Origin of the sequence: Sulfitobacter sp. AS59 (assembly GCF_038899995.1) — a bacterium.
Taxonomy (GTDB): Bacteria; Pseudomonadota; Alphaproteobacteria; order Rhodobacterales; family Rhodobacteraceae; genus Sulfitobacter.
Genome location: NZ_JBBMQK010000005.1, coordinates 1 through 25,912, shown reverse-complemented (window position 1 = coordinate 25,912; position 25,912 = coordinate 1). Strand labels below are relative to the sequence as shown.

Here is a 25,912-nt window from a genome sequence, read left to right as displayed (position 1 = left end):
GTCAGATTCGATCAACCTGCGATGTGCAGGAGAACAAATGAGGGTAGCGATATGTGTGGTATTGTCGGGTTATTCCTGAAAGACAAAGCGCTTGAACCGCAATTGGGTTCACTGCTGACAAAAATGCTCATCACGATGACGGACCGCGGCCCCGACAGTGCGGGCATCGCGATTTATTCAAACGATTCAATGGATAAGTCGAAAATCGTGGTTCAGTCGGATACACCGGAAACAGATTTTGACGGTCTAGACGACGCCTTGGGAAAGGTGATCGGCGCACCGGTAACGATGAAAACCTCAAGCACGCACGCGGTCTTGAGCGTCCCTCAATGCGCGATCGAAAACGCCCGCGCGGCGATTTCTCAGGTCAATCCGGCGCTTCGGATCATGAGTCGCGGCGATACTTTGGAAATCTACAAAGAAGTTGGCCTGCCTAAAAATGTGGCGGCACGCTTTGAGATTGAGCAAATGTCGGGCAGCCACGGCATAGGTCACACGCGTATGGCGACAGAATCAGCGGTCACCACCATGGGTGCGCACCCCTTTAATACTGGCAACGACCAGTGCCTCGTACACAACGGATCCCTGTCCAACCACGCCAGCCTGCGCCGCAAGCTGCGCCGCGAGGGCATTCACATAGAAACTGAGAACGATACAGAAGTCGGCGCGGCCTATCTGACATGGAAAATGCAAAATGGCGCAACTTTGGGCGAAGCGCTTGAAAGCAGCCTTGATGATCTGGACGGGTTCTTCACCTTTGTGGTTGGCACCAAGGACGGCTTTGGCGTCGTGCGCGACCCGATCGCCTGCAAGCCCGCCGTCATGGCCGAAACCGATCAATACGTCGCCTTCGGGTCCGAATACCGCGCCTTAGTCGACCTGCCCGGAATTGAGGACGCCCGCGTTTGGGAACCGGAACCCGCAACCGTCTATTTCTGGAGCCATTCTGACCAGCCTACCAAAGAGAAAGCCGCTTAAATGCAAACACTAGATATGGCGGACATCGAGCTGCGCGAGATGAACGAAATCCTGCATGCGCAGGCCGAAAACACCAACCAAACATCTTGGGAAATCGTAAATCCTAAAGGTGCCCACGCGATTGCCTGCGGATTAGACGCCCCCATCGAGGTCACCGTCAAAGGGTCCACGGGGTATTACTGTGGCGGCATGAACAAACAGGCGACGATTAATATCAAAGGCTCTGCCGGGCCGGGTGTCGCTGAAAACATGATGAGCGGCACGATCGTCATCGACGGTGACGCCAGCCAATACGCGGGTGCCACGGGCCACGGCGGGTTGTTGGTTATCAAAGGCAACGCATCGTCACGCTGCGGGATTTCCATGAAGGGGGTCGACATCGTTGTGCACGGCAATATCGGGCACATGTCTGCGTTCATGGCGCAAACGGGCAACCTTGTTGTCTGCGGCGACGCTGGAGAAGCCTTGGGTGACAGCCTTTATGAAGCCCGCCTTTTTGTACGCGGTTCGGTCAAATCCCTTGGTGCGGACTGCATCGAAAAGGAAATGCGCCCCGAACATTTGTCGATCCTTGCGGACCTGCTGGAACGGGCAGGCGCTGACGCCAAACCAGAGGAATTCAAACGCTACGGTTCAGCGCGCGAGCTCTACACCTTCAAAATCGATAATGCGTACTAAGGAACAGCCATGACAGATACATCCAACGGCGCACGTCGTACGACGCCCATTCAATCCGCGACTTTCTCAAACCCCGTAAACGCCGAAATCCGCCGTGCTGCGGCAACGGGCATCTACGACATTCGCGGCGGTGGCGCGAAACGTAAATTGCCTCACTTCGACGACCTGCTGTTTCTTGGAGCGTCCATGTCGCGCTACCCTCTCGAAGGGTACCGCGAAAAATGCGAGACCTCGGTTTCGCTTGGCACGCGCTTCGCAAAGAACCCGATCGAGCTCGACATCCCCATTACTATTGCTGGCATGTCCTTTGGTGCTCTCTCCGGCCCTGCCAAAGAAGCATTGGGGCGCGGAGCCACCATTGCTGGCACATCGACCACGACGGGTGACGGCGGCATGACCAACGAAGAACGCGGTCATTCCAACAAACTTGTCTATCAATATCTGCCGTCGCGGTACGGGATGAACCCCGATGATCTGCGCCGCGCCGACGCAATTGAAATTGTTGTTGGTCAGGGCGCTAAGCCGGGCGGCGGTGGCATGTTGTTGGGTCAAAAGATCAGCGACCGCGTCGCCGAAATGCGCAACCTTCCTAAAGGCATAGACCAACGTTCGGCGTGCCGTCACCCTGACTGGACGGGCCCTGATGATCTTGAGATCAAAATTCTCGAGCTTCGTGAAATTACAGGTTGGAAAGTGCCGATCTACATCAAAGTCGGCGGCGCACGTCCTTACTTTGACACCACGCTCGCCGTGAAAGCCGGCGCCGATGTTGTTGTGCTGGATGGAATGCAGGGCGGCACAGCCGCCACGCAGGATGTTTTTATCGAAAACGTCGGCCAACCGATCTTGGCGTGCATCCGTGAAGCCGTGCGCGCATTGCAGGATCTTGGGATGCACCGCGAAGTGCAACTGATTGTGTCGGGCGGTATCCGCACTGGCGCTGACGTGGCCAAGGCTATGGCGATGGGTGCGGATGCGGTCGCCATCGGCACCGCTGCCCTCATCGCACTTGGGGATAATGACCCTAAATGGGAGGCCGAGTATAATGCGCTTGGCACAACGGCGGGTGCCTATGACGATTGGCACGAGGGCAAAGACCCCGCAGGCATCACCACGCAGGACCCTGAATTGATGAAACGTTTTGATCCCATTGAGGGTGGGCGACGATTGAGCAATTACCTCAAGGTGATGACGCTTGAGGCGCAAACGATCGCGCGGGCGTGCGGCAAAAACCATCTGCACAACCTCGAACCCGAAGACCTGTGTGCCCTGACGATGGAAGCCGCCGCCATGGCCAAAATCCCGCTGGCGGGTACCGATTGGTACCCCGGAAAACCGGGCACATCCTACTGACCGATAATATGGGCGCGACCACGTGGGTCGCGCCCTTTCTTTGCACCACAAGGGAAATTGCAATGACCAAAGATCTTGCCAAATTCGCGGCCGACAACGGCGTTAAATACTTCATGATCAGCTTTACTGACTTGTTCGGCGGGCAGCGGGCCAAACTCGTACCAGCGCGCGCCATTGCCGACATGCAAGAAGACGGGGCTGGTTTTGCAGGTTTCGCCACATGGCTAGACCTGACCCCTGCCCACCCAGATATGTTGGCGGTCCCCGACCCAGACGCCGTTATCATTCTGCCATGGAACCGCGAAATGGCATGGGTGCCTGCGGATTGCGTCATGGAAGGTGAACCCGTCGCACAGGCCCCGCGCAACGTTCTGCGCCGCCTGATTGATGAAGCCTCCGAAGAAGGCATGCGCGTCAAAACAGGGATCGAAGCCGAGTTCTTTTTGCTGACACCGGACGGTGAGCAGATCAGTGACCCATACGATACCGCCGCCAAGCCATGCTATGACCAGCAGGCGTTCATGCGCCGCCTGGAGGTGATCCAGGAAATAAGCGACCACATGCTGGAACTCGGCTGGAACCCCTACCAGAACGACCATGAGGACGCGAACGGCCAATGGGAAATGAACTGGGATTACGACGATGCGTTGGCCACCGCTGACAAGCACAGCTTTTTTAAGTTCATGGTCAAAACCGTTGCGGAAAAATACGGGTACCGCGCCACGTTCATGCCCAAACCGGTCGAGGGTCTGACTGGCAACGGCTGTCACGCGCATATATCGGTCTGGGATCTGGACGGCAAAACAAACGTCTTCGCGATGGACGCAAACGACAGCAGCCAGACGGCAGAGCTCGGCTTGTCCGAACAGGGCCGCCACTTCCTTGGCGGGATCATGAAACACGCGAGTGCGCTGCCCGCGATCACCAACCCGACGGTGAACAGCTACAAACGCATCAATGCCCCGCGCACGACATCGGGCGCGACATGGGCACCAAACACGGTCACATGGACGGGCAACAACCGCACGCACATGGTGCGCGTTCCCGGTCCGGGCCGGTTTGAATTGCGTCTGCCGGACGGCGCAGTGAACCCTTATCTGTTGCAGGCCGTCATCATTGCAGCGGGTCTGTCAGGTGTGCGCAGCAAGGCCGACCCGGGGAAGCGCCATGACATCGATATGTACGCCGAAGGACACCTAATCAAAGACGCGCCACTGCTGCCGCTTAACATGCTGGACGGCTTGCGCGCCTTTGATAAAGACACCGGCCTGAAGGCCGCCATGGGTGACGACTTCTCCGCCTCATACATCAAAATGAAAATGCAGGAATGGGACAGCTTCGTTGGCTACTTTAGCCAATGGGAAAAGGATAACACATTAGACATCTGATGTGCCTAAAAGCTGACCAGATAAGGGCCGCGTGTGCACTTCGCGGCCCCTTTTTATTGAGGGACGAACCTGTCTGTACTCGTCTTTGCTTATGACCTATCGAATTGATATTCGCGGGCAACGCTTCACATGGGCCACGCTGAAACAGCTTTTGGCTCACGCAAAGCCTGTGCGCACAGGGGATCAATTGGCAGGCCTGTCCGCCAACGGCCCTGTTGAACGTTTAGCGGCGCAGCATTGCCTTGCGGATGTGCCACTCAAGGCGTTTCTGGATGATGTCATGCAGGTCGATGGCGACGATGTGACCGCGCTGATTATGACGCAACACGATCCGGCCGCCTTTGCGCCCGTATCCTCCTTGACTGTGGGGGCTTTTCGCAACTCGCTGCTTGATCCTGCAACCACGTGTACCCGACTGCGCGCAATCGCATGGTGCGTGACACCCGAAATGGTCGCCGCTGTCAGTAAGATCATGCGCGCCCTTGGGTTCAGCGGAGTGGCACTGAACAAAAGCCGAGCGACAAACGCTTTAACGCTAGGTTAACGCAGCCAGCCGCGGACCCGCGCCGCCATTGAAATCCAAAGCAGGACGCAACCGACCAGAACCGAAACTCCCGCGCTCTGCAGGACTCCGACGGACAGACCTAGCGTCAAAACCATATAAAACAGCGTCAACAAAGCCCCCATCAGAGAAAGCCCCAACGCCTGAACGGCCGCGACCCGACGCAACAACAACAAGATGCAACCAACCGCCCCGCCGTAGACCGCAACAGCAAAAGCCGCTGATGCCCAGAATGGCCGCTGCGTGATGAACGAGCGTTGAGGCTCAGCCAATTGAGTGACAAAGTCGGCGTTGTTCTGTGTGATGTAGCTAACGCAGCCCATCAGACTCCACACCAGCCCCAGTGCGGCGATCGACCAATAGCTAAAACTCGGCTTTTCCATCATTTGTCCTTTGCTCAATGCGTCATCACTACCGCAGCCCAAAAGGGGATCAAAGCGCTTAGATGTCCTGATAGTGCTGAAATAATATTCACTGGCAAGAATATTTATTGACTTACAGTAGTATCCTCGGTCCAATTTGGTAACCGTCGAAAAAGGAATCTATGATGACCAAACGTATTGCCATCCTCGGTGCCGGACCATCTGGCCTTGCACAACTTCGTGCCTTCCAATCCGCTCAAGCTAAGGGCGCAGAGATTCCGGAAATCGTCTGCTTTGAAAAGCAGTCGGACTGGGGTGGATTGTGGAATTATACTTGGCGGACGGGGGTGGATGAATACGGTGAACCTGTGCATGGCTCCATGTATCGCTATCTTTGGTCTAACGGTCCGAAAGAAGGATTAGAATTTGCCGATTATTCGTTTGAAGAACATTTCGGCAAACAAATCGCGTCCTACCCGCCCCGCGCTGTTCTGTTCGACTACATCCAAGGCCGCGTTCAAAAGGCCAGTGTGCGCGACCTGATCCGTTTTGAGACGGCCGTGCGTTGGGTGAAAAAGGATGGGGACAAGTTTCAAGTTACCGTCTGCCACCTCCCCGATGATCACACCTATTCCGAAGAGTTCGATCATGTGATCGTTTGCACGGGCCACTTCAGCACCCCGAACGTTCCGCATTTCGATGGCTTTGATAAATTCAAAGGCCGCGTGCTGCACGCCCATGATTTCCGCGATGCGATGGAATTCAAAGATAAGGACATTCTGATCGTCGGCACGTCCTATTCCGCCGAAGACATCGGTTCGCAGTGCTGGAAGTACGGCGCGAAATCCATCACTGTCAGCCACCGCACCGCCGCGATGGGATATGACTGGCCCGCGAACTGGGCCGAGGTCCCTTTGCTAACCCATGTGGACGGCAACACCGCCTATTTCAAAGACGGCACATCCAAAGACGTCGACGCGGTGATCCTGTGCACAGGCTACAGACACCACTTCCCGTTCCTACCTGACGATCTGAAACTCAAAACGGCGAACCGCCTGGCGACTGCGGACCTCTATAAAGGCGTGGCTTATGTGGACGAACCCGATCTGTTCTATGTCGGGATGCAGGACCAGTGGTTCACCTTCAATATGTTCGACGCGCAAGCGTGGTTCGTACGTGACGTGATCATGGGGCGGATCGCCTTGCCCGACGATGCGACAATGAAGGCTGATGTCATCGACCGGATCGCGCGCGAAGATGCGGGCGAGGATGACTATGACGCCATCTGGTATCAGGGCGATTACATCAAGGAACTGATTTCAGAAACAGACTACCCCTCCTTTGACGTGGAAGGCGCGTGCAAGGCCTTCAAGGAGTGGAAGGGCCATAAGAAGAAGAATATCATGACGTTCCGCGATAACGGCTACAAATCCGTCATCACCGGTACGATGGCGCCCAAGCACCATACGCCGTGGAAAGACGCGCTTGATGACAGCCTCGAGGTCTACCTGCAAAACTAAGCCAAGTTTCCAACATTCTGTCAGCCAAACCGCCCCCCAATCCGGGGCGGTCTATGGCCTTGAACACATCACTTACCATTTCATCACCACTCGAACAGGACCATTTCCATGAGCAAATACGCCCTCACCGTAACATGCCAATCCAAGCGCGGCATCGTTGCGGCCATCGCGAACTACCTTGCTGACAACAACTGCAATATCACCGACAGCGCGCAGTTCGATGATAAGGAAACCGGCAACTTCTTCATGCGCGTCAGTTTTGATTGCGACGATAGCACGGACCTCGCCGCGTTGACTGACGGCTTTACCAAATCAGCAAAAGACTTTGGCATGGCCTACGAATTCCACGACGAAACCGTCAAAATGAAGGTCGTGATCATGGTGTCGCGGTTTGGTCATTGCCTGAACGATCTATTGTATCGCTGGCGTATTGGCGCGTTGCCGATTGATATCGTGGCCGTGATCTCAAACCACATGGATTACCAAAAGGTCGTCGTGAACAACGACATCCCCTTCCATTGCATCAAAGTGACAAAAGAGAACAAGCCAGACGCCGAGGCCAAGATCATGTCGGTAGTCGAAGACTCCGGCGCGGAATTGATTGTTCTGGCACGCTACATGCAAATCCTGTCCGATCAGATGTGCCAAAAAATGTCGGGCAAGATCATCAACATTCACCACTCGTTCCTGCCTAGCTTTAAGGGGGCCAACCCATACAAGCAGGCGTTCCAACGTGGCGTGAAGCTGATCGGGGCGACGTCCCATTATGTAACGGCTGATCTGGATGAGGGGCCAATCATAGAACAAGACATCGTACGCGTCACTCATGCGCAGTCGCCAGAAGACTACGTGTCCTTGGGGCGTGATGTGGAAAGTCAGGCACTATCCCGTGCGATCCACGCGCATATCCACCGCCGCGTGTTTTTGAACGGGAACAAGACTGTGGTGTTCCCCGCCTCACCCGGGTCCTTCGCTTCCGAGCGGATGGGATAACCCAACCAGCGCCCGCGATCAGCTTCGCGGGCGTTCTTTTTTGGGGTCAAAGGCTGCCAAGTCAGGGCGGATCACAGCGGGCAGACGTTTTTGGTGCCCGTCGAGTTTTCCAATCTCAACCTTGGTCCCCGCATCCGCATGGGCCACATCAACCCTAGCCATTGCGATGTTTTTGCCCAGCAACGGTGATCGGATCGAGGACGTCACCTCACCAATCTGCGCACGACCAATGTGGACGCAATCACCATGGGCAACGTCAACTTCACTGCCGATATCGAGACCGACCAGTTTGCGCATCGGGTGATCTTTGCGCCGGATCAACGCGTCACGGCCGATGAAATCATCGGGCTTTGACTTTAACGGCACAGTAAATCCGATGCCCGCTTCGAACGGATCGGTCTGATCCGAGAAATCATAATCCGCGAAGATCAAGCCAGCCTCAGTACGCACCATGTCCAAGGCCTCAAGACCCATTGGGCGCAGGCCATAACCTTGCCCTGCCTCCCAGATGGCATCGAAGACTTCGGCGCAATGTTTGGGGTGGCACATGACTTCATAGCCCAACTCACCCGTGTAGCCTGTCCGCGAAATGACAAACGGCGTGCCTGCCTCATCGCGAAGGCGCGCAGGGGTGAATCGGAACCATGCAAGCTGATCGAATTCGGGGTTGTGGGGCGCAGTCCAAATCAAATCGCGCAACAAATCGCGTGACTTCGGTCCTTGAACGGCGACGTTATGCAACTGATCCGTTGACGAGCGCACCAGCACCTTTAGCCCCAGCTTTTCCGCCTGTTCGCGGATCCATTCACCGCCATAATCGCTGCCGCCGATCCAGCGGAAATTGTCGCGCCCAAGGCGAAACACCGTGCCGTCATCAATCATGCCCCCGTGCTCATAACACATTGCCGTATAGACGACCCCGCCCACGGGCAGCGTCTTCATATTGCGGGTAAAGACATATTGGCAAAGCGCTTCAGCGTCAGGGCCGTTGATCTCGAACTTGCGCAAAGGGGAGAGGTCCACAATCACCGCGTCTTGGCGACAGGCGTGATATTCTGCGATTGGCCCCGCGTCAGCAAAGCAGTTGGGCAGCCAGTAGCCGTTATACTCCACAAAATTGCGGGTGTGCTTGGCAAAGCTGTCGTGGAATCCGGTTTGCTTGGTCATCTTAGGCTCCGCATCTGGGGTCGCGCGCACGGCAATGGCGCGTTGGAAGGTCTCTTTGCCGGAATAGGTCCGCACGTGGATGTCAGTGGGGTTCCAGCCATTGGCGGGTGACGTGTCATCAGGACATGCGCTGGAAACGCAGACAATATCAGTGAGCGCACGCAGCAGAACGTAATCACCCGGCCGCGACCATGGCTCGTCAGAATACATCACCCCGTGATCGTCGATCCCCGTGTTGAAAAAGAAATTGATCGCCATCCAGCCGGGGCGACCCGAAACGCCAAATTCAGCCAACGCCCCGTTGAAATTATCCGAGCAATTGATGTGCCCTGGATAGCCGATGTCATCGTAATACTTCGCCGAACACGCCAGGGCAAAGGCGTCGTGGCGACCGCAGGTGTCCTGCACGACCTCGACCAGCGGCACCATTTCCTGATCGTAGTATTTCGCATGCAATCCGGGCATCGGATAGGCATGGCCCATAAGGGTTCGCGTGGTCGTCACATCCAGTGCGTGCTCAATACCCTTGTCCAGTTTTCGCGCGCTGAAACATTCGAAATCCGTGCATTGCCGCCCGTCCACATCCAGAATTTGGATGTAATCCCCCGCTTTCACGAAATAGGCTTCGGCGGTTTGGGAATGGACGCGGATGTCTTGCAGCGGATCGGCCAACGGCGTGGGCAGTTCGAAGCGAACGTTTTGTTTGATGACAGCCCGTTTGATTATCACGGTCAGCGGCGTGACTGTGTCCTGTGCCTCAATGTCCATGGCACCACCGGGGGCGGCAATTATGGCGCAACCGTCCCGCTGGACGGTGAAATTCTGTTCGGTTTTGGCGGGAGTCGTTGTCTCAAAGAAATGCACGGCGCCTGACGCAGCAACGTCGATATTGCGGGCGTCCAACCCCATGCGCAGACCGCGCAAGGATGTGTCAGAGCTGATCAAGAGCGCCTGCAGGCCAACCGCAGGCCCCTGCCCCTTCGCCCCGATCACCCCCGCATCGACCCTGCCGCTGGCCTCGCAGGCGAGGATTTCACACCGCTGCCCGCCCTCATTGTTGATGACGGTGAACCGGTCCCCAACTGAAAGCGCCAGTAATACTGCGCCGCCGCCTTCGACCACATAGCGTTCCGTCCCCGCTGGCAGGGAAAAAACTCGCGGTTCATATATGGCGCTTGGCTTTGGCGGGCCCGAGCGTACCGTTAAATATTCGTCCCGCATCTACGCCTCACTTGTTGCACGAGTGGAAAAATTATTTAACATGAAGAATATACATGACTGCAACTCATGCAAACGAATTTGGCGTCTCAGCACAGGAAAATCACGCAGCTTGTTTTGAACGACCACGCGGCTTCTTTTTCCCAGAATAGGTGACTTTGTGATTTCTCTCGCTTTCGGACTTGTGGCGGCAGCATGCTGGGGCGTCCACGATTTCTGCATCCGCTTTATCAGCCAGAACGCGCCCGTCAGCGCCTGCCTTTTTGCCGTGATGGTGTTTGGCCTGTTATTTCAAACGGGGATTTTGCTAGCTACGGGCAGCTATGCCAGCATCCCGAGCGCAGGCATCTTGCCAATGTTTTCCGCAGGCGTGTCCTTTGCGATTGCCAATTGCGGGCTTTATGTTGCATTTCAACGCGGCCCCGTCTGGCTTGCGGCGCCTTTGGTAGCGTGTTTTTCCATCGTCTCAGTCTGGATTGCTATGTTTGGCGGCGCTACGGTTTCCGTTGAACAATGGGCTGCAATCCTGACAATCCTGACAGGCATCACGTTGATCGCGACGCTATCCGACAAAACCAAGACCCAAGACGCACCAAAACTCTGGACTGTGGTCAGCGCCTTAGTCGCGGCAGTGGCATTTTCCAGTACCTTTGCGTTTGGTCAAATCGCAACAGACATGACAAATGGATTGGTCTCGGCCATCGCGATGCGGATCGTCGCGATAGGCGTTATCCTAGCGGGCATTCTGGCACTGCGTCTGACGCTTTGGCCAAAGTCTGGTACTTGGGGCATCTTGGCTATTATGGGGCTTCTTGACGGTATCGCGATCTTGTCGATCATGTCGGCAGCAAATTACCCACACCCAGAATATGCCGCCGTGGCAACGGCGATCTACGGGCTGCCAACAATCTGGCTGGCCTCGTTTTTCTTGAAAGAACGGATCAACCTTAAACAGTGGGGCGGTTGCTTCATCGTTTTCATCGGCATCGGCTATTTGGCGTTGTGATCCATTATGGGACCGCAAAACCAAAATTTCACCTGCAATGCACGCCGATGCCGGAGAACAGCTTTGGGCCCGCCTGTTCAATTCGCCAGAACGGCCAACGCAAAGGCATGTGTTTAGGTTACATAAGAGGGTGAGGGTGTTGAATGTCACTTAAAACTGACCCGGTAGCGGTCAGAATTGTCACTGAGAACTGCCCCATGTGCAACCTTGCCCCTGACGGGATTTGTCGGGGGTTATTGGAGTGATAGACATGGGATTTTTGAGCGTAATTCGTCGATGGGCACTGAGGGACAAGATGCCCATTCGCGAGATTTCACGGCGGACAGGACTGTCTCGCAACACCATCAGGAAGCATCTGCGGGCTGATATCGTTGAGCCCAGCTTCAAGACGCCGACGCGGCCAAGTAAGTTGGATCCGTTTGCGGAGTAACTTTCAGGCTGGTTGCTGACGGAGCTGCGCAGACCGCCGCCAGAGCCGGGTCGAGGCGGCGAATGCTTGCGTGAATCTGATAGCCTAGGACTGCATGGCGAGGCCACTATGAGCGGCAGGTCGCGGACGTTCAAATCCGCATCGCTGTCCTGAACCGCCAGGGCCATCTTAGCATACCTGTCACAGAGGCGGGAAGCTAAGTCCGTCTGGCGAAAGCTCGCCATGCAACCGATCTGTGAAACAAAGACAAATACGATATTCTAGTGAATCACACTTGTCTTCTGCAGGCTCGGGTCAATGAAATTGAGTACGGCCGCCCGCCCGGTCAAACCAAGTTTACGACAGGCGCGAGCTTTGTAGGTTTCAGCAGATTTCGGACTAATGCCAAGCTCGTATCCAATTGCCTTAAGGGTGTACCCCCGACCGTAATATTGTAAGATTTCTCTTTCTCGCTGGCTCAGTTTTGGCGCGCGATTAAGGTTTTTTATGCCCGCTACATCAGCGATGATGGTTGCAAGTTCTTTGGCGTTGACCTCGTTGGGGGCAACGTATCGGACAGATTGCGCGTCAATCAAATCTCCCGCGGGTCCTCCATAGAAAAGTACAGAGAACTTATCGCTATTCAAAAGCTTTTCAATATCATGTTCTTTTTCCCTAATAATACTGGGATCCACAACATATAGTTTCTTTTCCCCCCTGGGTTGTGGGGAAAGTCGCTTATTGCAGGGCGTTGTGTTTACTCTGGTATCCAAAATGGAAACAGCTTGTCTTACGCGTGTTCTAATAAATTGGTTTTCAGTAAATAAAAATACACCCAGTCGAAATTTCTGGAATGTGATTTTTGGAAATTCGTTATAAAAATTAGACATATTTCGCTACCTCTTAAATTATCGAGATGTTCAATGCCTGTAGGGCGTTCCTATCAAATGTGTGTACTACTCTTCCAAAATATAAGAAGTAACCGATTAACATGGGGCGTTTGCCGCACCTTATGAAATGTGTCAACAATGTGCCTCATTATGAGCAAGGTTAACGAAATCTACAAGCCCTAACGGCTTTACGACTTACCCAACAAGCTCAACGCCACATAAAGATCTGATAATAATATATTTTTTTAAAATGATGCGTCATCAATCCTGTAGGGTTTTTCCTGACTTTATGAATTTTTGTCGCTGCTCCATGCTCACTTGTATTCCAAATGAAGCTTTTAAATCCGAATCTAATCACAAATCCCTTTACGCCATTATTACCGATTCCACCGGTACCAAGGCATATATATTTATTTTCAACTTAGTGGTTCAGAAGCTTTCCTAGCGGAATGATACTTTTCAGGCACGCCTGGAATTTGTCCGAATAAATTGTCCCGCAACGGGGTCCAATGCAACTGGAGGCCATTATGACTAAGTTCCTTACAACGACAGCGATTGCCACGATTCTCGCAATGCCTGCTGTGGCAGAGCAGACCGATATTTCGCAAACGGTGAAAGCTCTACAAATAGCACTAAGCACAATTGATATCAGCGACGATGCTACCGATGTTTCGCAATCTGGCATCAACGCGGCAAACATTATCTCAATCGACTTTGGATCGCTCGACGACGTGGAGCAACTTGCTGAAGATCGAATGAAACAGATTTCCAAAAATGACTTTGAAACTGAGGGTACTTTTGGCAACAACGCTCTGCTGACCGACGTCAGCCAGTCGGGAACCAACGTCCTGAACAGCATCGACCTGACCGCTGAGTTGGGTACAAGCTACGACCTTAACCAACTGTCCCAGAAAATCGATGATGCAAGTCAAAAAGCAGTCAACGACATCGATATTCGCAATGGCACGAGCATTGGCATCGATCAAGACGCGACCAACGTGATGAACATGGCAGCGATGGACGACATGCTTGAAAATGCTGGGGGCGCAGACCTTCTGCAGATGATCGATGACAGCTCTCAAAAAGCGAGCAACAAGTTTGACGTCGATTTGGGCGTAGAAGATATTGCGCAGGACGCTGTCAACGTCATGAACCTCGCCGAGGTTGAGGATGATCTGAAAGGCGTTTCTTTCCAAATGGTTGAGGACAGCACCCAGTCTGCCACCAACAGTGCATTTGATACCGAAGTCGGGGCTTCGATTGCAAATTTGATGCAAAGTGCGGTTAACATCGCGAACAGTTTGGATGTCGGCGGAAGCAGCTCAAATGGTGGTTCAGGTCCAGAGGCTGCCATTTATCAAGTTTACAAGGGCTATGGAAGTGGTCAACTTGCGAGCAACTTTGTGGAGTTCAGCACCGGAGGCGTAACCGGACCGGCCAATGTTCTCAATAACGACTACATTGATCAGTCAGCTTTGAACGCAATCAACTTGGCGACAGTCTCCGACGTCGGCTGGACCATTTCCCAATCTGCGAGACATGTTGATCAGCTAGCGATGAACAACGCACAGGGTATTGGCTCGGGTATCAACGCAGACATCACCAACTTTGATCAAAGCGCTACCAACGTCGGTAACATTCTTTCGGCAGGTTCTTTGCCTGATCTGTCGGGCATGACGGAAGTGTCTCAGAACTTCACTGGCTTCCAAATGGCGCAGAACGGTTTGATCGGTGCTGATGATCTAAGTTCAGTAACTCAAGCTGCAACGAACGTCATCAACTCGGTCAGCGGGCTGTAAACGAAGCAATTTTGCACACGGGGCGGCAAGATTCTTGCCGCTCCGAACTAAATTAATTCGGCCAGTCAGGTGACAAGAATATGGTACGCTCCATACGCAAATGCTTATCCGTCTTGGCCTTTTTCAGTATTTCCACATCCGCTAATGCACAGACAGAGTTCGACCCAAAACTTATTACGAACCAAAGCATGGTCGGTGACCAAACCTCGTTGAATTACCTCAACAACCGGCGGTCATCTATACTGAACGGGAGCCCGGCAGACGCTATTCCAAATCAGGCTTTCGGGCGAGATGATGTTTCCGAGCTGGCTCCAGTCTCGTTGACAACCCAAGAACTCAGCCAATCTATTTTGAACGCAGCAAACATTCTTATGGCGACTGGGACCAACGTGGATAGCATTCGTCAATCCATGCAGGGTAACCAGATCGCAACCAATACCGCAGAGAACCATAATTTTGATACCCCCCTCGTTGCGGTTCAGACCGGCGAAAACCTGTCGAACATCGTGACTGCCAATCGCATTGACAACGTCACGCAATCTTTTGGCCCAGGAGCAGCCCAAGAGGTGTTCAATAATCTGCGCAGCGCAGGGGCCGCACTTGGCAGTGTGAACCAAATCGGTAGGAACACAGCAAACGTTGCAACAGCCGAGATCTCGATCGGGTCTGGCGGGCAGTACTTTCCTCGCGATACGTCGCAGCTGATTGAAAACAGAGTGGCGGTTACCGATCCTTTGGGGAACGCTTTTGATATCGTTCAATCAGGGGCCAACATCGGCAACGTTCTCGTCGCTGATGAGGTCAAGAATGTGACGAGGGTGTTTAGTGGCACCCAGACCGTCAGAAATATCGTGACCTATCCCCAAGGAAACGTACCAATTCGCCTAACGCAAACTGGTTTGAACATTGCCAACTTTGTCAGCGCGACCAGAGTTGACGGGCTTTCGCAGGTTTCGGACGGGACCCAAATCGTTGAAAATTCGGGCGATGGTCATTCTTTGGCGGAAATAACCGACCGCGTCACCAACCACAGCTACTCAAGCACAAGCATCGTAAACCTGCTGGAAGTAAATGAACCGACTTCTTCGGATCATGTTATGATTAAAAATACAAAGATAAGCGCCACTCAGACAGCCAACCAACCGCAACGCGTTCAAAGCAACAACGGAACGCATTCGCAAATTGGTAACTCTACATCAATCATCAGATAACCTGAGATCGATTGATGTAGAATTAATATGCCAATTCAGAACAGGATTCCGACCGACACCAAGGCCCCGACAATATCCGGGGTGCTTCGGGCCAGGCCTTTGGCCTTCTTGTCGAATACTCCACCGCGAGCTCTCCATACCTTACCGCACGGTCTTGCAGTTTTTCAGTACAGATAGACGCGCCCTGCGCTCTCACCAATCTAGTGGTGATGCGCCGCATTCTTTGGTCAATTGCCAGCGGCTCTGCCATCCCCAAGGCGCTAAAGAAGGTCAAAACCTCACCGGAATCCGACATCGGAGAGCCAGGAATGACATCCTCGCATGTCAGTGCCAAAGACCGGTAACTCACCATCGATTCGAGGAAAATTTTGGGGTCGTAGACGTCGTTTTCGGCAACTGCGACCCCAGTCTCTTGTGCTGTGGCGATGCCGGAAAAGCCCGCCAGCAACCCGCTTGAAAGCGCGAAACACTGCGTGAGCCTCATCCCGCAACCTCTACAAAGTTTTTGGGCAGCAAGCGATCACAGCTTCCATCATGCTTCAGGGTGGTTGACACAATATTATATGCTGCCTCGGCAAGCATCCATCGAATGCCCGAATGAAGCCCCTCTTGGCTCTTCGATCCAATTTTTACATCAAAAAGCTCACTATCGAAGAACCGGAAAATCGAACCATAAACTTCGACACCCACAGCTTGCTTGGAATATGCCTCGGCCATGACCAACTCAGTTGATCTGGTGTCAGTGACCCGAATGTCCGCACCAACTGTCAGGGCGAACTTACGGCTGCCGCCGCCGATGCCGAACAAAGCGGCTTCGGTGCCCCCGGAATATGTGTTGAAATCAAGCTGTGTTACCGCACCGTCTATCACCAAATCGGATCCAAGCAACGCGCCTCGCTCGAGCGGACGATAAGGAATCCGTTCTCCCTCAATAACCGCGTCTTGGCTGTCGCCAAGTATCTGTTCACGTGCCCGGGCTATTTCAAACTCGGTAACGACTGTATTGACCCGGTTAACCTGTTTCACTCCGGCTTTGGTTAGCGCCGTCACCAGCATACCAGCCGAGTCGCGTGGGACGTAGGGGCCGTCCTCGTCTACCGAAAATTTCTGGGTCAAATCGCTGATTGTATGAACGGCAAAAACTGTACGGCTCCGCTTTACCGCAGAAGACCGTGCAAGACATTCAAGCGCTTGATCAGCGGGTGTGTCAATCGTAACTGGTATTGCGCCATTATAAGGGGCTTGGGGTTGAACAAGTTGTGGCGGCAGGCCTTCGCATCCGGAAACCAAAGCTGAGACCAAGATTCCGACCGTGTATTTAATGGGGCTCAATTGTCCGCGCTCCCAATGCTGGTGAGGCGGCTGGCCGCGTCATCCACTGCGGCCGAAGTGTCATCCGTGATTGTAGCGCTGGCAGACCCACTCGCTTCTTGAATGGTTTGGTTGCCGTTGTTGTCTTGTCCGGTGTCGATGGTGTTATCGCCATTCCCGTTGATCGTAATCGACAGCAAGTTCCCGGTTTGACCTCCTGCGGAAGCCCCCGTTGCGGTCTGAGAACGTTCAAATATTTTGAAATTCAGACGCGTTTGCTCGCCGCTCAGCAGAATTTGGCGCTCAGACGGTGTCCTGAATTGCCATGACCCCGACTCGGACAGCCCATTCGCTGACGCGGTGCCGGCAAACAATGTGAAACACATTAGATATCTTAACATATGACCCCAGCCCAATAAAGTGATGTCCGAAAAATGCCATAATTCAACGAGAACAATGGAGTGGACTAAAAATTTACGCTTAAAGTTGAAATATGCACAGGTCAGATCACATTAGCAAGAAAATTGAATATTAATAGTTCACTACGTCGATTGGGGGATCGGCGCGCGATGCGTGAGGTAAGATTTTCTGGTGAGGTCTACCGAAACAGCCCCAATTTTATGCCTCTAATGGCACACATTTAGGCCATTTTTTTTTCTAAATGCGGCGGGGTTCTCTAGCCGAAGTTAAATGACGGCATCGCGGATTGTAAAAGCTAAAGGTTTTACGCCCACAGAATACCGGGCGATTTCATCGTAGCGCTTATTTTACAGCAACTCTGCGCATGGTGACCGGTGTGGGGTTTTGGCTAGGTTGCTTTTCGATGCAGCAACTATGGCTTTGAAGCATTTTTATTAGGCTTCAATGTCCTGAACATTTTGCACTATTCATCCACCGGACACCGATAAGGCGCACCCCGCTATCTAGCCCACCAAAACTAGTGCGCTTGGTTGGCCACATGCATTACAGCGGCCTGCGTGTGGTCACCGCTGATGCTCAGCTTTGGGCCCATGGGTAGCGCGTTAAGGCCCAAGCGGTTCATCCACCGTTGGAAAACGGCAGGCACGATACCGATCACATGGGTTGCACCTTGCTCTGTTGCCGCGCGGGCCATTGCCTTGATCAGTTTGGTCTGAATGAACAGCCGACGCTCGGCGGGTTCGTCTTTGGTCAGGAAAAGCCGCGTTGCCTCCCAGACGTGGGGCATTACCGGTGCGCGCTCGTAAAGAACATGTTCGGGGATGTTGGGAAGTAGCCCAAGCTGCGCATCGCGAAGCATATATGAATAGCATCCGCAGCGCGCTGTCGTCGGCAGCAGCCGAACACCCGCCAAGACACGGCCGTATTCGTGAATCACCACGGAACGGCTTTGCGGGGTGTCGTACTGGTCGAACTCCATCCCCTCGGTTTGTGGCAAATCCCAAGATTTCTGATCGATGAACACCGCTTTGCGCGCGCGAAGGTTATCGGCATACAGCTGTCCATAGCGATGCTGATTATTGGCCGATACAACGGTTTCTTCAATCCTGATGCCTATAGACGACGGCGTTGGCATCGCTTGATGTGCATTTGACCTTTGCCCGGATGAGACCTTAATCTTTACAGATTCAGCCTCATCAATCGTCTTTACCTTATGGAACCCCATATTTTACTGCCTAACGCCTTGGTTACGAGACCGAAAAAAGTTAATAAATCGTATACAGCCATGGTTTTGCCATATTCGCAACAAAATTTCCACCCAAAGTAGTATGGTCGTGCGATTTTTTTTTCACCAATGCCCGCCAGGGCCACAGGACGCCCAAAGTATGGTAAACTCTAAAGATCTTATTTCCGTGCCGGGCATGAATAAGACAGAACACCGATCGATAATAAAAAGACTGCGTGATTACGCGATTGTTGGGCAAAAGCTGTTTTGGCAAAGAGCCATCATCTATCTGTCGGCGCTTGCGCTTGCGGGCTTTTATTACGACCCGAAGGTGGCGTTGTTTTTCCTGATCGCGATTGCTGTGTGCGAAACCTACGACACCCTTTTGATGCGCCGTGTCCTAGCCACCGGCGAGGCGCGGACGATGAAGCCGCGAAGGATGTTCTACCATATTTACGCGGGTACAATCCTAAGCGCTGTAACCATTTCGCTGTTCTGCGTATCCATCGCAGTTCAGCAAGGCACCGACAGCGGGCATTTTCTCCCTTTATTCCTGCTCATCTCTGCATCAATCTTTGCGACGATGAACAACCACCAGTTCATTCCCGTTCTGGCCTCGCGGCTTGCGATTTATGTGATTGCGATCCTGTATATCGCCATTCGCGACGTTTGGATCGTCCGGCCACCGCTCAAATCCGAGATCTGGCTTAACCTCTTTACCGTGTTGTTTGTGCTGGGGTTTGTTCTTGAGCTCGCCCGCACCTTTATCTTGGGCTACTCGGTTCTGCTCAAAAGCCGTCTGGCCCTTCAGATCGAACACAAGAACGCCTTGGCTGCAAGCGAAGCAAAAACACGGTTTCTAGCAACGGTAAGCCATGAACTGCGCACGCCGTTAACCTCGATCAAAGGGGCGCTTGACCTTATTGACGTGGGGTCTGCGGGGGAGGTTCCGCCCAAGATGACCCGTCTGTTGGGCATTGCCCGCAGCAACAGCAGCCGCCTTATTGACCTCGTTGGTGACTTGCTTTTGTTGCAATCCTCGGACGCGGGCAAGTTCACGCTAAACTTGGAAATGGTGGACCTGGGCAGCCTTGTGACGGCCAACATCCATAACTTTCAACCCTATGCTAAAACACTTAACGTCGAGGTAGACGTTGATATTCCGGCGGAAAAATTCTTTGTTCTGGGTGACAAAAAACGTCTGGGGCAGGTTGTTACCAACCTGCTTTCCAATGCGGCAAAGTTTTCCGAAACAGGCGGGATCGTGCGCGTGGCGCTGACCAGCGAAGATGAAAACCTTGTTCTGTCGGTGGCAGATCAAGGCATCGGCATCCCCGAAGGCAGTGAAACGCAAATCTTTGAAGAGTTCGGGCAAATTGATTCAAGCGACCAACGCAAATTTCAAGGGACTGGGTTGGGGCTGTCGATTTCAAAACGCATCGTCGAAGGCCACGGTGGCAGCATCGAATACGATAGCGAGTTGGGTATGGGCACGACCTTCAAGGTGACGTTGAAATCAGCCGGCTAAGTTTTCTTTGCTTTCAAGAAAAGATGCCAACCGGCGGCGTGCTGTCAGCTAGGGTCGTCCATCAATCTGATAAGCTCGGCCACCTCTGCCTTTAAAGTGCTATCGTGAATGGCGTGATCTTTTGTCGACTGAAGGATCATCCGCTCGGTGCGCGCCGCCTGCCCGCCCAACTCCTTAAAGCCAAGGGTCGCGGCGGAGCCTGACACCTTGTGTGCAATCCACGAGATGTCATCAATCGCGCTATCATCTGCGTCTTCGGCAATCAGTCTGGAAAACGCGTCGTCCAGAGATTGTTTCCGCCCTGATAATTCGGTCAAAAACCTTCCGCGCACTTTTTCCATGCCAGCAAGAAAATCGCCATTCATTGGGCACCTATAATTGTTGCTAGTGCCCGGGCTTAACGGGCGGATTAATCTCGATCAGAGCATCTGATGGTGAAAGCGTTTTTTGCTCTGCATCGCCCACTGCCTCAAGCAGGGCGTTGACCGAACTGCGCGACGACCGCCAATCCAACTGGATCGGGTCGCTTACAGCAATATGGACGACCATGGGGCGGCCGTTGGAATAATAAAGGTCCATCTCTCGCAGCTTTTGCACAACCGTGATTTCAAATTCACTCGCATCGAACCGGCGGCCCGCGTCCGTGATGCCGGCAAAATCACCCCCCCCGATATGCGCTAGGAAAAAACGGTGGGGCTTCAAACATTCGGACAAGGCTTCGGCCACATCGGTGATGGCCGAGTGGAATTCATAACTGTTCAGCCCGTGAAACAGGTGTTTTGAATCCTTAATCGCAACGCCGAACGCACAATTTCCGAAAAGTGAAAGCCGCGACAGTTGAAGCAAATAATTCTCAAGCGACAGGTAATCGATGACCCCGTCAACATTATCGATATGCAGACGCTCGCTTGTATCCGCCGGCGCATGCGCAACTTCAGTGCCATCCGCGCTAGCGCCCTTGGCTTTCTTCCGTTCGGCAACCAGTTCGGAAACCAGCTGCAAGCGTGCATGCATCTCGGCCGCGTCAATTGGTTTGTTCACATAATCGGTGGCACCTGCGGCGAACGCATTATCGACATATACGCGTTCGGCCAGTGACGTGACCATCAGTATCGGTGTGCGCGCGTATTCAGGCATTTTCCGGATGTGCGAAACCAAGGTGATCCCGGTCATACCAGGCATCTCGATATCTAGCAGAAAACACTCGAAAGGGTCTTTTGCGGCCTGCAAAATATTCAGGGCTTCCTTTCCTGACGCGGCGAATGTGACATCCTGAAACCCGATAACCTTCAAAATCTCGGATAGAAGTCCGCGGATGACCTCATCGTCGTCAACAGCAAGTATTTTCATTTCGCATCCTTTAACATGACGCCGACCGATGGCGGCGTCTTGTACGATCTATATCACGTTTGGGGCTATAGGTGGAATGCGGCAGAAATATTGCGCCGGCGACCAACTGCCGCCCAATTCAAATTTTTTTCCAATTATAATTATACCGTCGCGGTCTCCCAGCTGATCCATCTGATGCAGATATTTCCAACCCTGCTATGGCCGCTTCTTTTCCGGGGCTGTAGGACTGTGAAGAATAACCAAAACACGATCAGGAGAACGCGATGCAAAAATCCAGCTTAAAGGCGCTCGCGGCAATTGCCATCGGGGCCGCGTTCATGGGTGCCCCCGCTACCGCACAAAACCTTGGACGCTACGAGGTCTTCGGCGTCGAAGACGGTGATATGCTGAAAATGCGCAAGGGCCCCGGCACAGGATACCGCACCGTTCTTGGTCTTCCCAACGGCACAGTTTTGCGAGTCAAAAGCTGCCAGCAAACCGGCAGCACCCGTTGGTGCAAGGTCGCGCTGAACGAGGCGCGCGGGATGGTGGGCTATGTATCTTGGGCCTATCTGCGCGAATACTGACCAAGCCAGATATCACGATGACATCTCGAAGAACTCCGACGTCAGCCCCCTGCGGCGATCTAAACCCTCGCCTATTTTATCTGCGCTGATTATAGCGGGGGCGATGTTCAAAATGACGCCGCCATTTCGCAACCTGTTGACCACCTTCGCGCTTGTTTTCGCGATGGTGTTTTCCGGCTTGGCGCATACTGGAATGGCCCGTGCGATGTCCCCCGATCTAGCTGCCTATGTCGCGGCGGGCGGATCGCTTGAGGATCTGTGCAGCCCGGCGAGCGGTAAGAACGGCACCCAAGCGAAAAAATGCGAGGTGTGCCGCCTGCTGGGGGCCGCGTTAGAACCGCGCCCCTGTGTTGGTGCGGCTTTGGTCGTCACTGAAAAAACGCGGGTGCTCACTTTTGTCGCCAAGCGTTTGCATCACCGGCACCCCCTTGATCCGACACGCCTGACCCGCGCCCCACCCCAAGCCTGACCTCTTTCACTCAGAGTTCAATTTCCACCCGCCAAAGATGCGGGTTTTCCAGGCTTGGAGCCAATACATGACATCAACCGATATCCCTGTGCAGCCAGAGGGGCGCACCAACAAACTCTATTTCGCAGCATGGCGGTGGCATTTTTATGCTGGCCTTTTTGTTCTGCCCTTTCTCGCAATTCTCGCTATCACGGGCGCATCGATGCTTTGGATCGCGTGGATTGATGGGCGCGATGGCGAACGCACCCCCGTCATCCCGCAAGAGATCATATTGCCCGTTTCCGATCAGGCCAACGCCGCGCTCGCGGCTATTCCGGGCGGCGTATTGAAACAATACGTGGCACCCCGCGCAGCCAATGTTGCAGCGCTGTTTCGCGTGGATCACGATGGCGACGCGACCATGGTTGCCGTTGATCCCTATTCAGCCCAAGTGATCGAAACGTTCCCGCGCCGCAGCGGTTGGTATGATTTCGTCGACAACATCCACAGCGATCTGATGCTTGGCGTCACCGGTGATAGACTGCTTGAAACCGCCGCCTCGCTCGCCTTGGTCCTGATCGCGACCGGGCTTTATATGTGGTGGCCCCGCGAGGCTGGATGGCGCAAGGCATTCATCCCCAGCTTTGGTCGCGGACGTTCTATGTGGAAATCCCTGCACGGCGTTGTGGGCATCTGGCTGTCTATCTTTCTCGTGTTCTTCCTGATCTCCGGCTTGTCTTGGGCCGGGATATGGGGCGGCAAGATGGTTCAGGCCTGGAGCCAATTTCCAGCGGAAAAATGGGACGCGGTCCCGCTGTCAGATGACATTCACGCCAGCATGAACCATGACCGTCGCGAGGTCCCTTGGGCGCTTGAGCAAACGCCAATGCCCGCGTCTGGTAGTGATGCCGGTATTGACGGTGTGCAAGATGGGCCTGTCACAATCGATACAGTCGATCTATTGGCCCGCGAGATCGGGTTCGACACGCGCTATCAGTTGAACGTGCCGCAATCGCCGACAGGTGTCTGGACGCTAAGCCGCGATTCCATGAACACCGACAGCACCGACCCGATGTCGGACCGGACCGTTCACATAGACCAATACACCGGTAAAATTCTGGCCGATGTCCGCTATGCGGATTATTCGCTTGCCGGCAAGGCAATGGCCGTGGGCATCGCCCTGCACATGGGCACCATGGGCTTGTGGAGCGTGCTTGCAAACACCGTCGTTTGCCTTGCGGTCTTGTTCCTATGCGCCAGTTCCGCCGTGCTGTGGTGGAAACGTCGCCCTGCGAATGCGGGCCGTCTGTCTGCACCGCCAATGCCAAAAGAGCTGCCTTTGTGGCAGGGTGCCGTGCTGGTGGGTTTGTTCGTCTCGATGGCCTTTCCAATGGCGGGTCTGGCGCTGATCACTGTGCTGGCCTTTGACGTTTTGATCCTGTCGCGCCTGCCAAAACTGCGCCACAGCTTGACCTAGAAAACGAATGTGCAGCGCCTTGATTAAGGCGCTGCACATGTTGATGCGAATTCATTTTCGGGCCCTATGCCCCGAAAACCTGCGCCCTGTCGCTTACTTCAGCGCGGCTGCAACGCTGTCTGCCAATGGTGTCGTTGGCCGCCCGATCAGATTGGACAGCTCCGATCCCTCGTGGAAAAGGACACCCTTACTGATCTCGACTTCACCCTCGGCAAGCATTGTCGCAAATCCCTCAGGCAAACCAAACGAGGCCAGAACCTTGGCAAATTCGGCTGGTGGCATGTTGGAATAAGGGATGGTTTTCCCCGTCTGGCGGCTAACTTCAGCGGCCAGATCGCTTAGGGTGAACGCCGTGTCACCGGCCAGTTCCAAGGTCTTGTTCTCAAAACCGGCCCCGGACAGAACCGCCGCTGCCGCGGCCGCATAATCGGCCCGGGTCGCTGCTGAAATCCGCCCTTCACCGGCAGAGCCCATCACGGCCCCGGCTTGCAACGCACCGGGCAACGATCCGGTGTAGTTCTCAGTATACCAACCATTGCGCAGGATCGTATAGGCAATCCCGGACTCTTTTATCAGCGCCTCGGTCTCGCGATGTTCATGCGCCAAGCCAAGCGTCGATGTGTCGGCATTCAGAATGCTGGTATAGACGATATGTTTAACACCATTGTCCTGCGCAGCCTTAATGACAGCGGCGTGTTGCGGCGTCCGCTTGCCAATCTCGCTGCCCGAAATCAGCAGAACCGTGTCGATGTCGGTCAGAGCCGCGCCGAGGGTTTTAGGCTGATCATAATCGGCGGCCCGGACAGCGACGCCCAAATCGGCAGCTTTTTCCGGCGACCGCGCCAGCGCGACGATCTTGCCTGCGCCGACTGCTGGAATAAGGTCCTGAATAACGAGACGGCCAAGCTGGCCCGTTGCGCCGGTGATTGCGATGGTCATGATGCGTTTCCTTTAATTCTGTTGTTACGGCATCAGACTTATGCGACATACTAACGAATAGTTAGTACGCACAAAAAGGTAAGCTTGAGAAAATGTCATATACCCCGACCAAAGCGCCCGGAATTCCCCTGTCTGATTACCTGCGCCGCGGCGATCTAATGGCGCAGGCCTGCCCCTCGCGTGAGGTGCTGAAACATGTGACCAGTAAATGGGGTGTGCTTGTGTTGATGGCGCTTCGCATCGAAACGCTGCGGTTTAGCGCGCTACGCCGCAAGGTCGGCGGCGTGAGCGAACGTATGCTGGCACAGACACTACAGAACCTCGAAAACGACGGTTTTCTAAACCGGGTCTCTTATGATGTTGTACCGCCGCACGTAGAATACAGCCTGACCCCTTTAGGCCAAGAGGCGGCGGAAAAAGTTGGCGTTCTGGCCGATTGGATCGAAGTCAGCATGCCAAAGATCGCCCAAGTATGGGGCGAACGCGAACAGTCAGAAGCGCTGCTTAAAGTTTAGATTATTTTGATACTCTGGTTCGGAAAAAAATAAAAATTTTGGCCGCAGTATCTCATTCGGCCAAAACTTTCTTAATTCGACGCACGGTTTATTGGGCGTGCAGGCCGGAACGGTAGTTTTGGAAAAACTATGCCCGTCCTGTAGACGCGGGCATAGTTATGCCACGCCGATTTACGCACTTAAAAATGTACATATTAAATCAATGACTTAAAGACGCTTCGGAATCACCATGGCTCAAATGCACAGCCACTTTTGCCAAGCGAACGGGTATAGTTTTGCGCCGGAAATCGGGGGAAGTCTTGCCAAAATGAGCATAAAAAAAGACCGCCCCGAAGGGCGGCTTGAGTTTTCCGATATTGGTTTAGCCTAAAGGTCTTTTCGTCGGAAGACTTTTGCTGTTATGATACTCCGCTCCATGATCGGCTCAATGCCTGCTTTGGCCAACTTCATAGACATAGATTTTGTGCTGGTGCCTGCATCTTCCGTAAGTTCCCGAAGAGTAACAAACTCCTCACAAAACCTTGAGGTGCCCCTAGATTTGTAGACGCTTTGCTTGGTAATTTTGGAACCAAGGAGAGACGGATATGAACAAGGGAATT

General features: G+C 53.8%; 24 protein-coding genes and 1 pseudogene. 16 read left to right on the top strand and 9 right to left on the bottom strand.

Going from position 1 to position 25,912, the window contains the following annotated elements; translation table 11 throughout:
- Positions 1 to 51 precede the first annotated feature (51 nt).
- The 5 genes from WNY39_RS12610 (at position 52) to eutB (ending at position 4,941) form a co-directional block, all read left to right on the top strand.
- The gene (locus WNY39_RS12610) at positions 52 to 978 is read left to right on the top strand and encodes a glutamine amidotransferase family protein (RefSeq protein WP_342845912.1); all 927 of its coding nucleotides are present in this window, start codon (positions 52 to 54) and stop codon (positions 976 to 978) included.
- Positions 979 to 1,656: a GXGXG domain-containing protein gene (locus WNY39_RS12605; protein ID WP_342845910.1), complete on the top strand. Its 678-nt coding sequence runs from the start codon at positions 979 to 981 to the stop codon at positions 1,654 to 1,656.
- A 9-nt stretch (positions 1,657 to 1,665) separates the two neighbouring features.
- Positions 1,666 to 3,009, top strand: coding sequence for an FMN-binding glutamate synthase family protein (locus WNY39_RS12600; protein WP_342845908.1), 1,344 nt, complete (start codon positions 1,666 to 1,668; stop codon positions 3,007 to 3,009).
- A 62-nt stretch (positions 3,010 to 3,071) separates the two neighbouring features.
- Complete coding sequence (gene glnT / locus WNY39_RS12595; RefSeq protein WP_342845906.1) at positions 3,072 to 4,397, top strand: type III glutamate--ammonia ligase; 1,326 nt, start codon at positions 3,072 to 3,074, stop codon at positions 4,395 to 4,397.
- 91 nt (positions 4,398 to 4,488) lie between these two features.
- Complete coding sequence (gene eutB, locus WNY39_RS12590; protein WP_342845904.1) at positions 4,489 to 4,941, top strand: ethanolamine ammonia-lyase subunit EutB; 453 nt, start codon at positions 4,489 to 4,491, stop codon at positions 4,939 to 4,941.
- Here the strand turns inward: eutB and WNY39_RS12585 are convergent.
- Positions 4,938 to 5,342: a hypothetical protein gene (locus WNY39_RS12585; protein ID WP_342845902.1), complete on the bottom strand. Its 405-nt coding sequence runs from the start codon at positions 5,340 to 5,342 to the stop codon at positions 4,938 to 4,940. The genes eutB and WNY39_RS12585 overlap by 4 nt on opposite strands.
- Before the next feature lie 164 nt (positions 5,343 to 5,506).
- Here WNY39_RS12585 and WNY39_RS12580 point away from each other — a divergent pair, with 164 nt between their 5' ends.
- Both WNY39_RS12580 and purU read left to right on the top strand, forming a co-directional pair.
- Entirely contained in the window at positions 5,507 to 6,841 is a 1,335-nt protein-coding gene (locus WNY39_RS12580) for an NAD(P)/FAD-dependent oxidoreductase (RefSeq protein WP_342845900.1), read from the top strand.
- 108 nt (positions 6,842 to 6,949) lie between these two features.
- Positions 6,950 to 7,834 (top strand): formyltetrahydrofolate deformylase, encoded by an 885-nt coding sequence (gene purU / locus WNY39_RS12575; protein ID WP_342845898.1) that lies wholly within the window; start codon positions 6,950 to 6,952, stop codon positions 7,832 to 7,834.
- A gap of 18 nt (positions 7,835 to 7,852) precedes the next feature.
- Here the strand turns inward: purU and WNY39_RS12570 are convergent, their stop codons facing one another.
- Complete coding sequence (locus WNY39_RS12570; protein WP_342845897.1) at positions 7,853 to 10,222, bottom strand: DUF1989 domain-containing protein; 2,370 nt, start codon at positions 10,220 to 10,222, stop codon at positions 7,853 to 7,855.
- 157 nt (positions 10,223 to 10,379) lie between these two features.
- Here WNY39_RS12570 and WNY39_RS12565 point away from each other — a divergent pair, with 157 nt between their 5' ends.
- Both WNY39_RS12565 and WNY39_RS12560 read left to right on the top strand, forming a co-directional pair.
- Entirely contained in the window at positions 10,380 to 11,225 is an 846-nt protein-coding gene (locus tag WNY39_RS12565) for a DMT family transporter (RefSeq protein WP_342845895.1), read from the top strand.
- 250 nt (positions 11,226 to 11,475) lie between these two features.
- Positions 11,476 to 11,652, top strand: a pseudogene (locus tag WNY39_RS12560) (IS21 family transposase); the annotation flags it as partial.
- A 263-nt stretch (positions 11,653 to 11,915) separates the two neighbouring features.
- Here WNY39_RS12560 and WNY39_RS12555 read toward each other — a convergent pair.
- Entirely contained in the window at positions 11,916 to 12,524 is a 609-nt protein-coding gene (locus tag WNY39_RS12555) for a LuxR C-terminal-related transcriptional regulator (RefSeq protein WP_342845893.1), read from the bottom strand.
- Positions 12,525 to 13,051: 527 nt separating this feature from the next.
- Here WNY39_RS12555 and WNY39_RS12550 point away from each other — a divergent pair.
- Entirely contained in the window at positions 13,052 to 14,323 is a 1,272-nt protein-coding gene (locus WNY39_RS12550; RefSeq protein ID WP_342845891.1) for a hypothetical protein, read from the top strand.
- 188 nt (positions 14,324 to 14,511) lie between these two features.
- The gene (locus tag WNY39_RS12545) at positions 14,512 to 15,534 is read left to right on the top strand and encodes a hypothetical protein (RefSeq protein WP_342845889.1); all 1,023 of its coding nucleotides are present in this window, start codon (positions 14,512 to 14,514) and stop codon (positions 15,532 to 15,534) included.
- A 480-nt stretch (positions 15,535 to 16,014) separates the two neighbouring features.
- Here WNY39_RS12545 and WNY39_RS12540 read toward each other — a convergent pair whose 3' ends face one another.
- The 3 genes from WNY39_RS12540 to WNY39_RS12530 form a co-directional block, all read right to left on the bottom strand.
- Positions 16,015 to 16,866: a CsgG/HfaB family protein gene (locus tag WNY39_RS12540; protein WP_342845887.1), complete on the bottom strand. Its 852-nt coding sequence runs from the start codon at positions 16,864 to 16,866 to the stop codon at positions 16,015 to 16,017.
- Positions 16,863 to 17,231, bottom strand: coding sequence for a hypothetical protein (locus tag WNY39_RS12535; protein ID WP_342845885.1), 369 nt, complete (start codon positions 17,229 to 17,231; stop codon positions 16,863 to 16,865). The genes WNY39_RS12540 and WNY39_RS12535 overlap by 4 nt, the downstream gene beginning before the upstream one ends.
- Before the next feature lie 551 nt (positions 17,232 to 17,782).
- The gene (locus WNY39_RS12530; protein WP_342845883.1) at positions 17,783 to 18,400 is read right to left on the bottom strand and encodes an acyl-homoserine-lactone synthase; all 618 of its coding nucleotides are present in this window, start codon (positions 18,398 to 18,400) and stop codon (positions 17,783 to 17,785) included.
- Between the two features lie 286 nt (positions 18,401 to 18,686).
- Between WNY39_RS12530 and WNY39_RS12525 the strand changes: the two genes are divergently transcribed.
- On the top strand, positions 18,687 to 20,018 hold the full coding sequence (locus tag WNY39_RS12525; protein WP_342845881.1) for a HAMP domain-containing sensor histidine kinase: 1,332 nt from the start codon (positions 18,687 to 18,689) through the stop codon (positions 20,016 to 20,018).
- A gap of 44 nt (positions 20,019 to 20,062) precedes the next feature.
- On the opposite strand, the gene WNY39_RS12520 is transcribed toward WNY39_RS12525, so the two are convergent.
- Both WNY39_RS12520 and WNY39_RS12515 read right to left on the bottom strand, forming a co-directional pair.
- The gene (locus WNY39_RS12520; protein WP_342845879.1) at positions 20,063 to 20,383 is read right to left on the bottom strand and encodes an Hpt domain-containing protein; all 321 of its coding nucleotides are present in this window, start codon (positions 20,381 to 20,383) and stop codon (positions 20,063 to 20,065) included.
- Positions 20,384 to 20,402: 19 nt separating this feature from the next.
- A complete protein-coding gene (locus WNY39_RS12515) occupies positions 20,403 to 21,368 on the bottom strand; it encodes a response regulator (RefSeq protein ID WP_342845876.1) in 966 nt (321 codons plus the stop codon).
- Positions 21,369 to 21,631: 263 nt separating this feature from the next.
- Between WNY39_RS12515 and WNY39_RS12510 the strand changes: the two genes are divergently transcribed.
- The 3 genes from WNY39_RS12510 to WNY39_RS12500 all read left to right on the top strand — a co-directional run bounded on the left by WNY39_RS12510 (position 21,632) and on the right by WNY39_RS12500 (position 23,859).
- Positions 21,632 to 21,934: an SH3 domain-containing protein gene (locus WNY39_RS12510; RefSeq protein WP_342845874.1), complete on the top strand. Its 303-nt coding sequence runs from the start codon at positions 21,632 to 21,634 to the stop codon at positions 21,932 to 21,934.
- A 112-nt stretch (positions 21,935 to 22,046) separates the two neighbouring features.
- Positions 22,047 to 22,403: a hypothetical protein gene (locus WNY39_RS12505; protein WP_342845872.1), complete on the top strand. Its 357-nt coding sequence runs from the start codon at positions 22,047 to 22,049 to the stop codon at positions 22,401 to 22,403.
- A gap of 67 nt (positions 22,404 to 22,470) precedes the next feature.
- Complete coding sequence (locus WNY39_RS12500) at positions 22,471 to 23,859, top strand: PepSY domain-containing protein (RefSeq protein ID WP_342845870.1); 1,389 nt, start codon at positions 22,471 to 22,473, stop codon at positions 23,857 to 23,859.
- A gap of 93 nt (positions 23,860 to 23,952) precedes the next feature.
- Here WNY39_RS12500 and WNY39_RS12495 read toward each other — a convergent pair whose 3' ends face one another.
- Entirely contained in the window at positions 23,953 to 24,798 is an 846-nt protein-coding gene (locus WNY39_RS12495) for an SDR family oxidoreductase (RefSeq protein WP_342845868.1), read from the bottom strand.
- Between the two features lie 92 nt (positions 24,799 to 24,890).
- Here WNY39_RS12495 and WNY39_RS12490 point away from each other — a divergent pair, with 92 nt between their 5' ends.
- Positions 24,891 to 25,313: a helix-turn-helix domain-containing protein gene (locus tag WNY39_RS12490; protein WP_342845866.1), complete on the top strand. Its 423-nt coding sequence runs from the start codon at positions 24,891 to 24,893 to the stop codon at positions 25,311 to 25,313.
- The last annotated feature ends 599 nt before the right edge of the window (positions 25,314 to 25,912 follow it).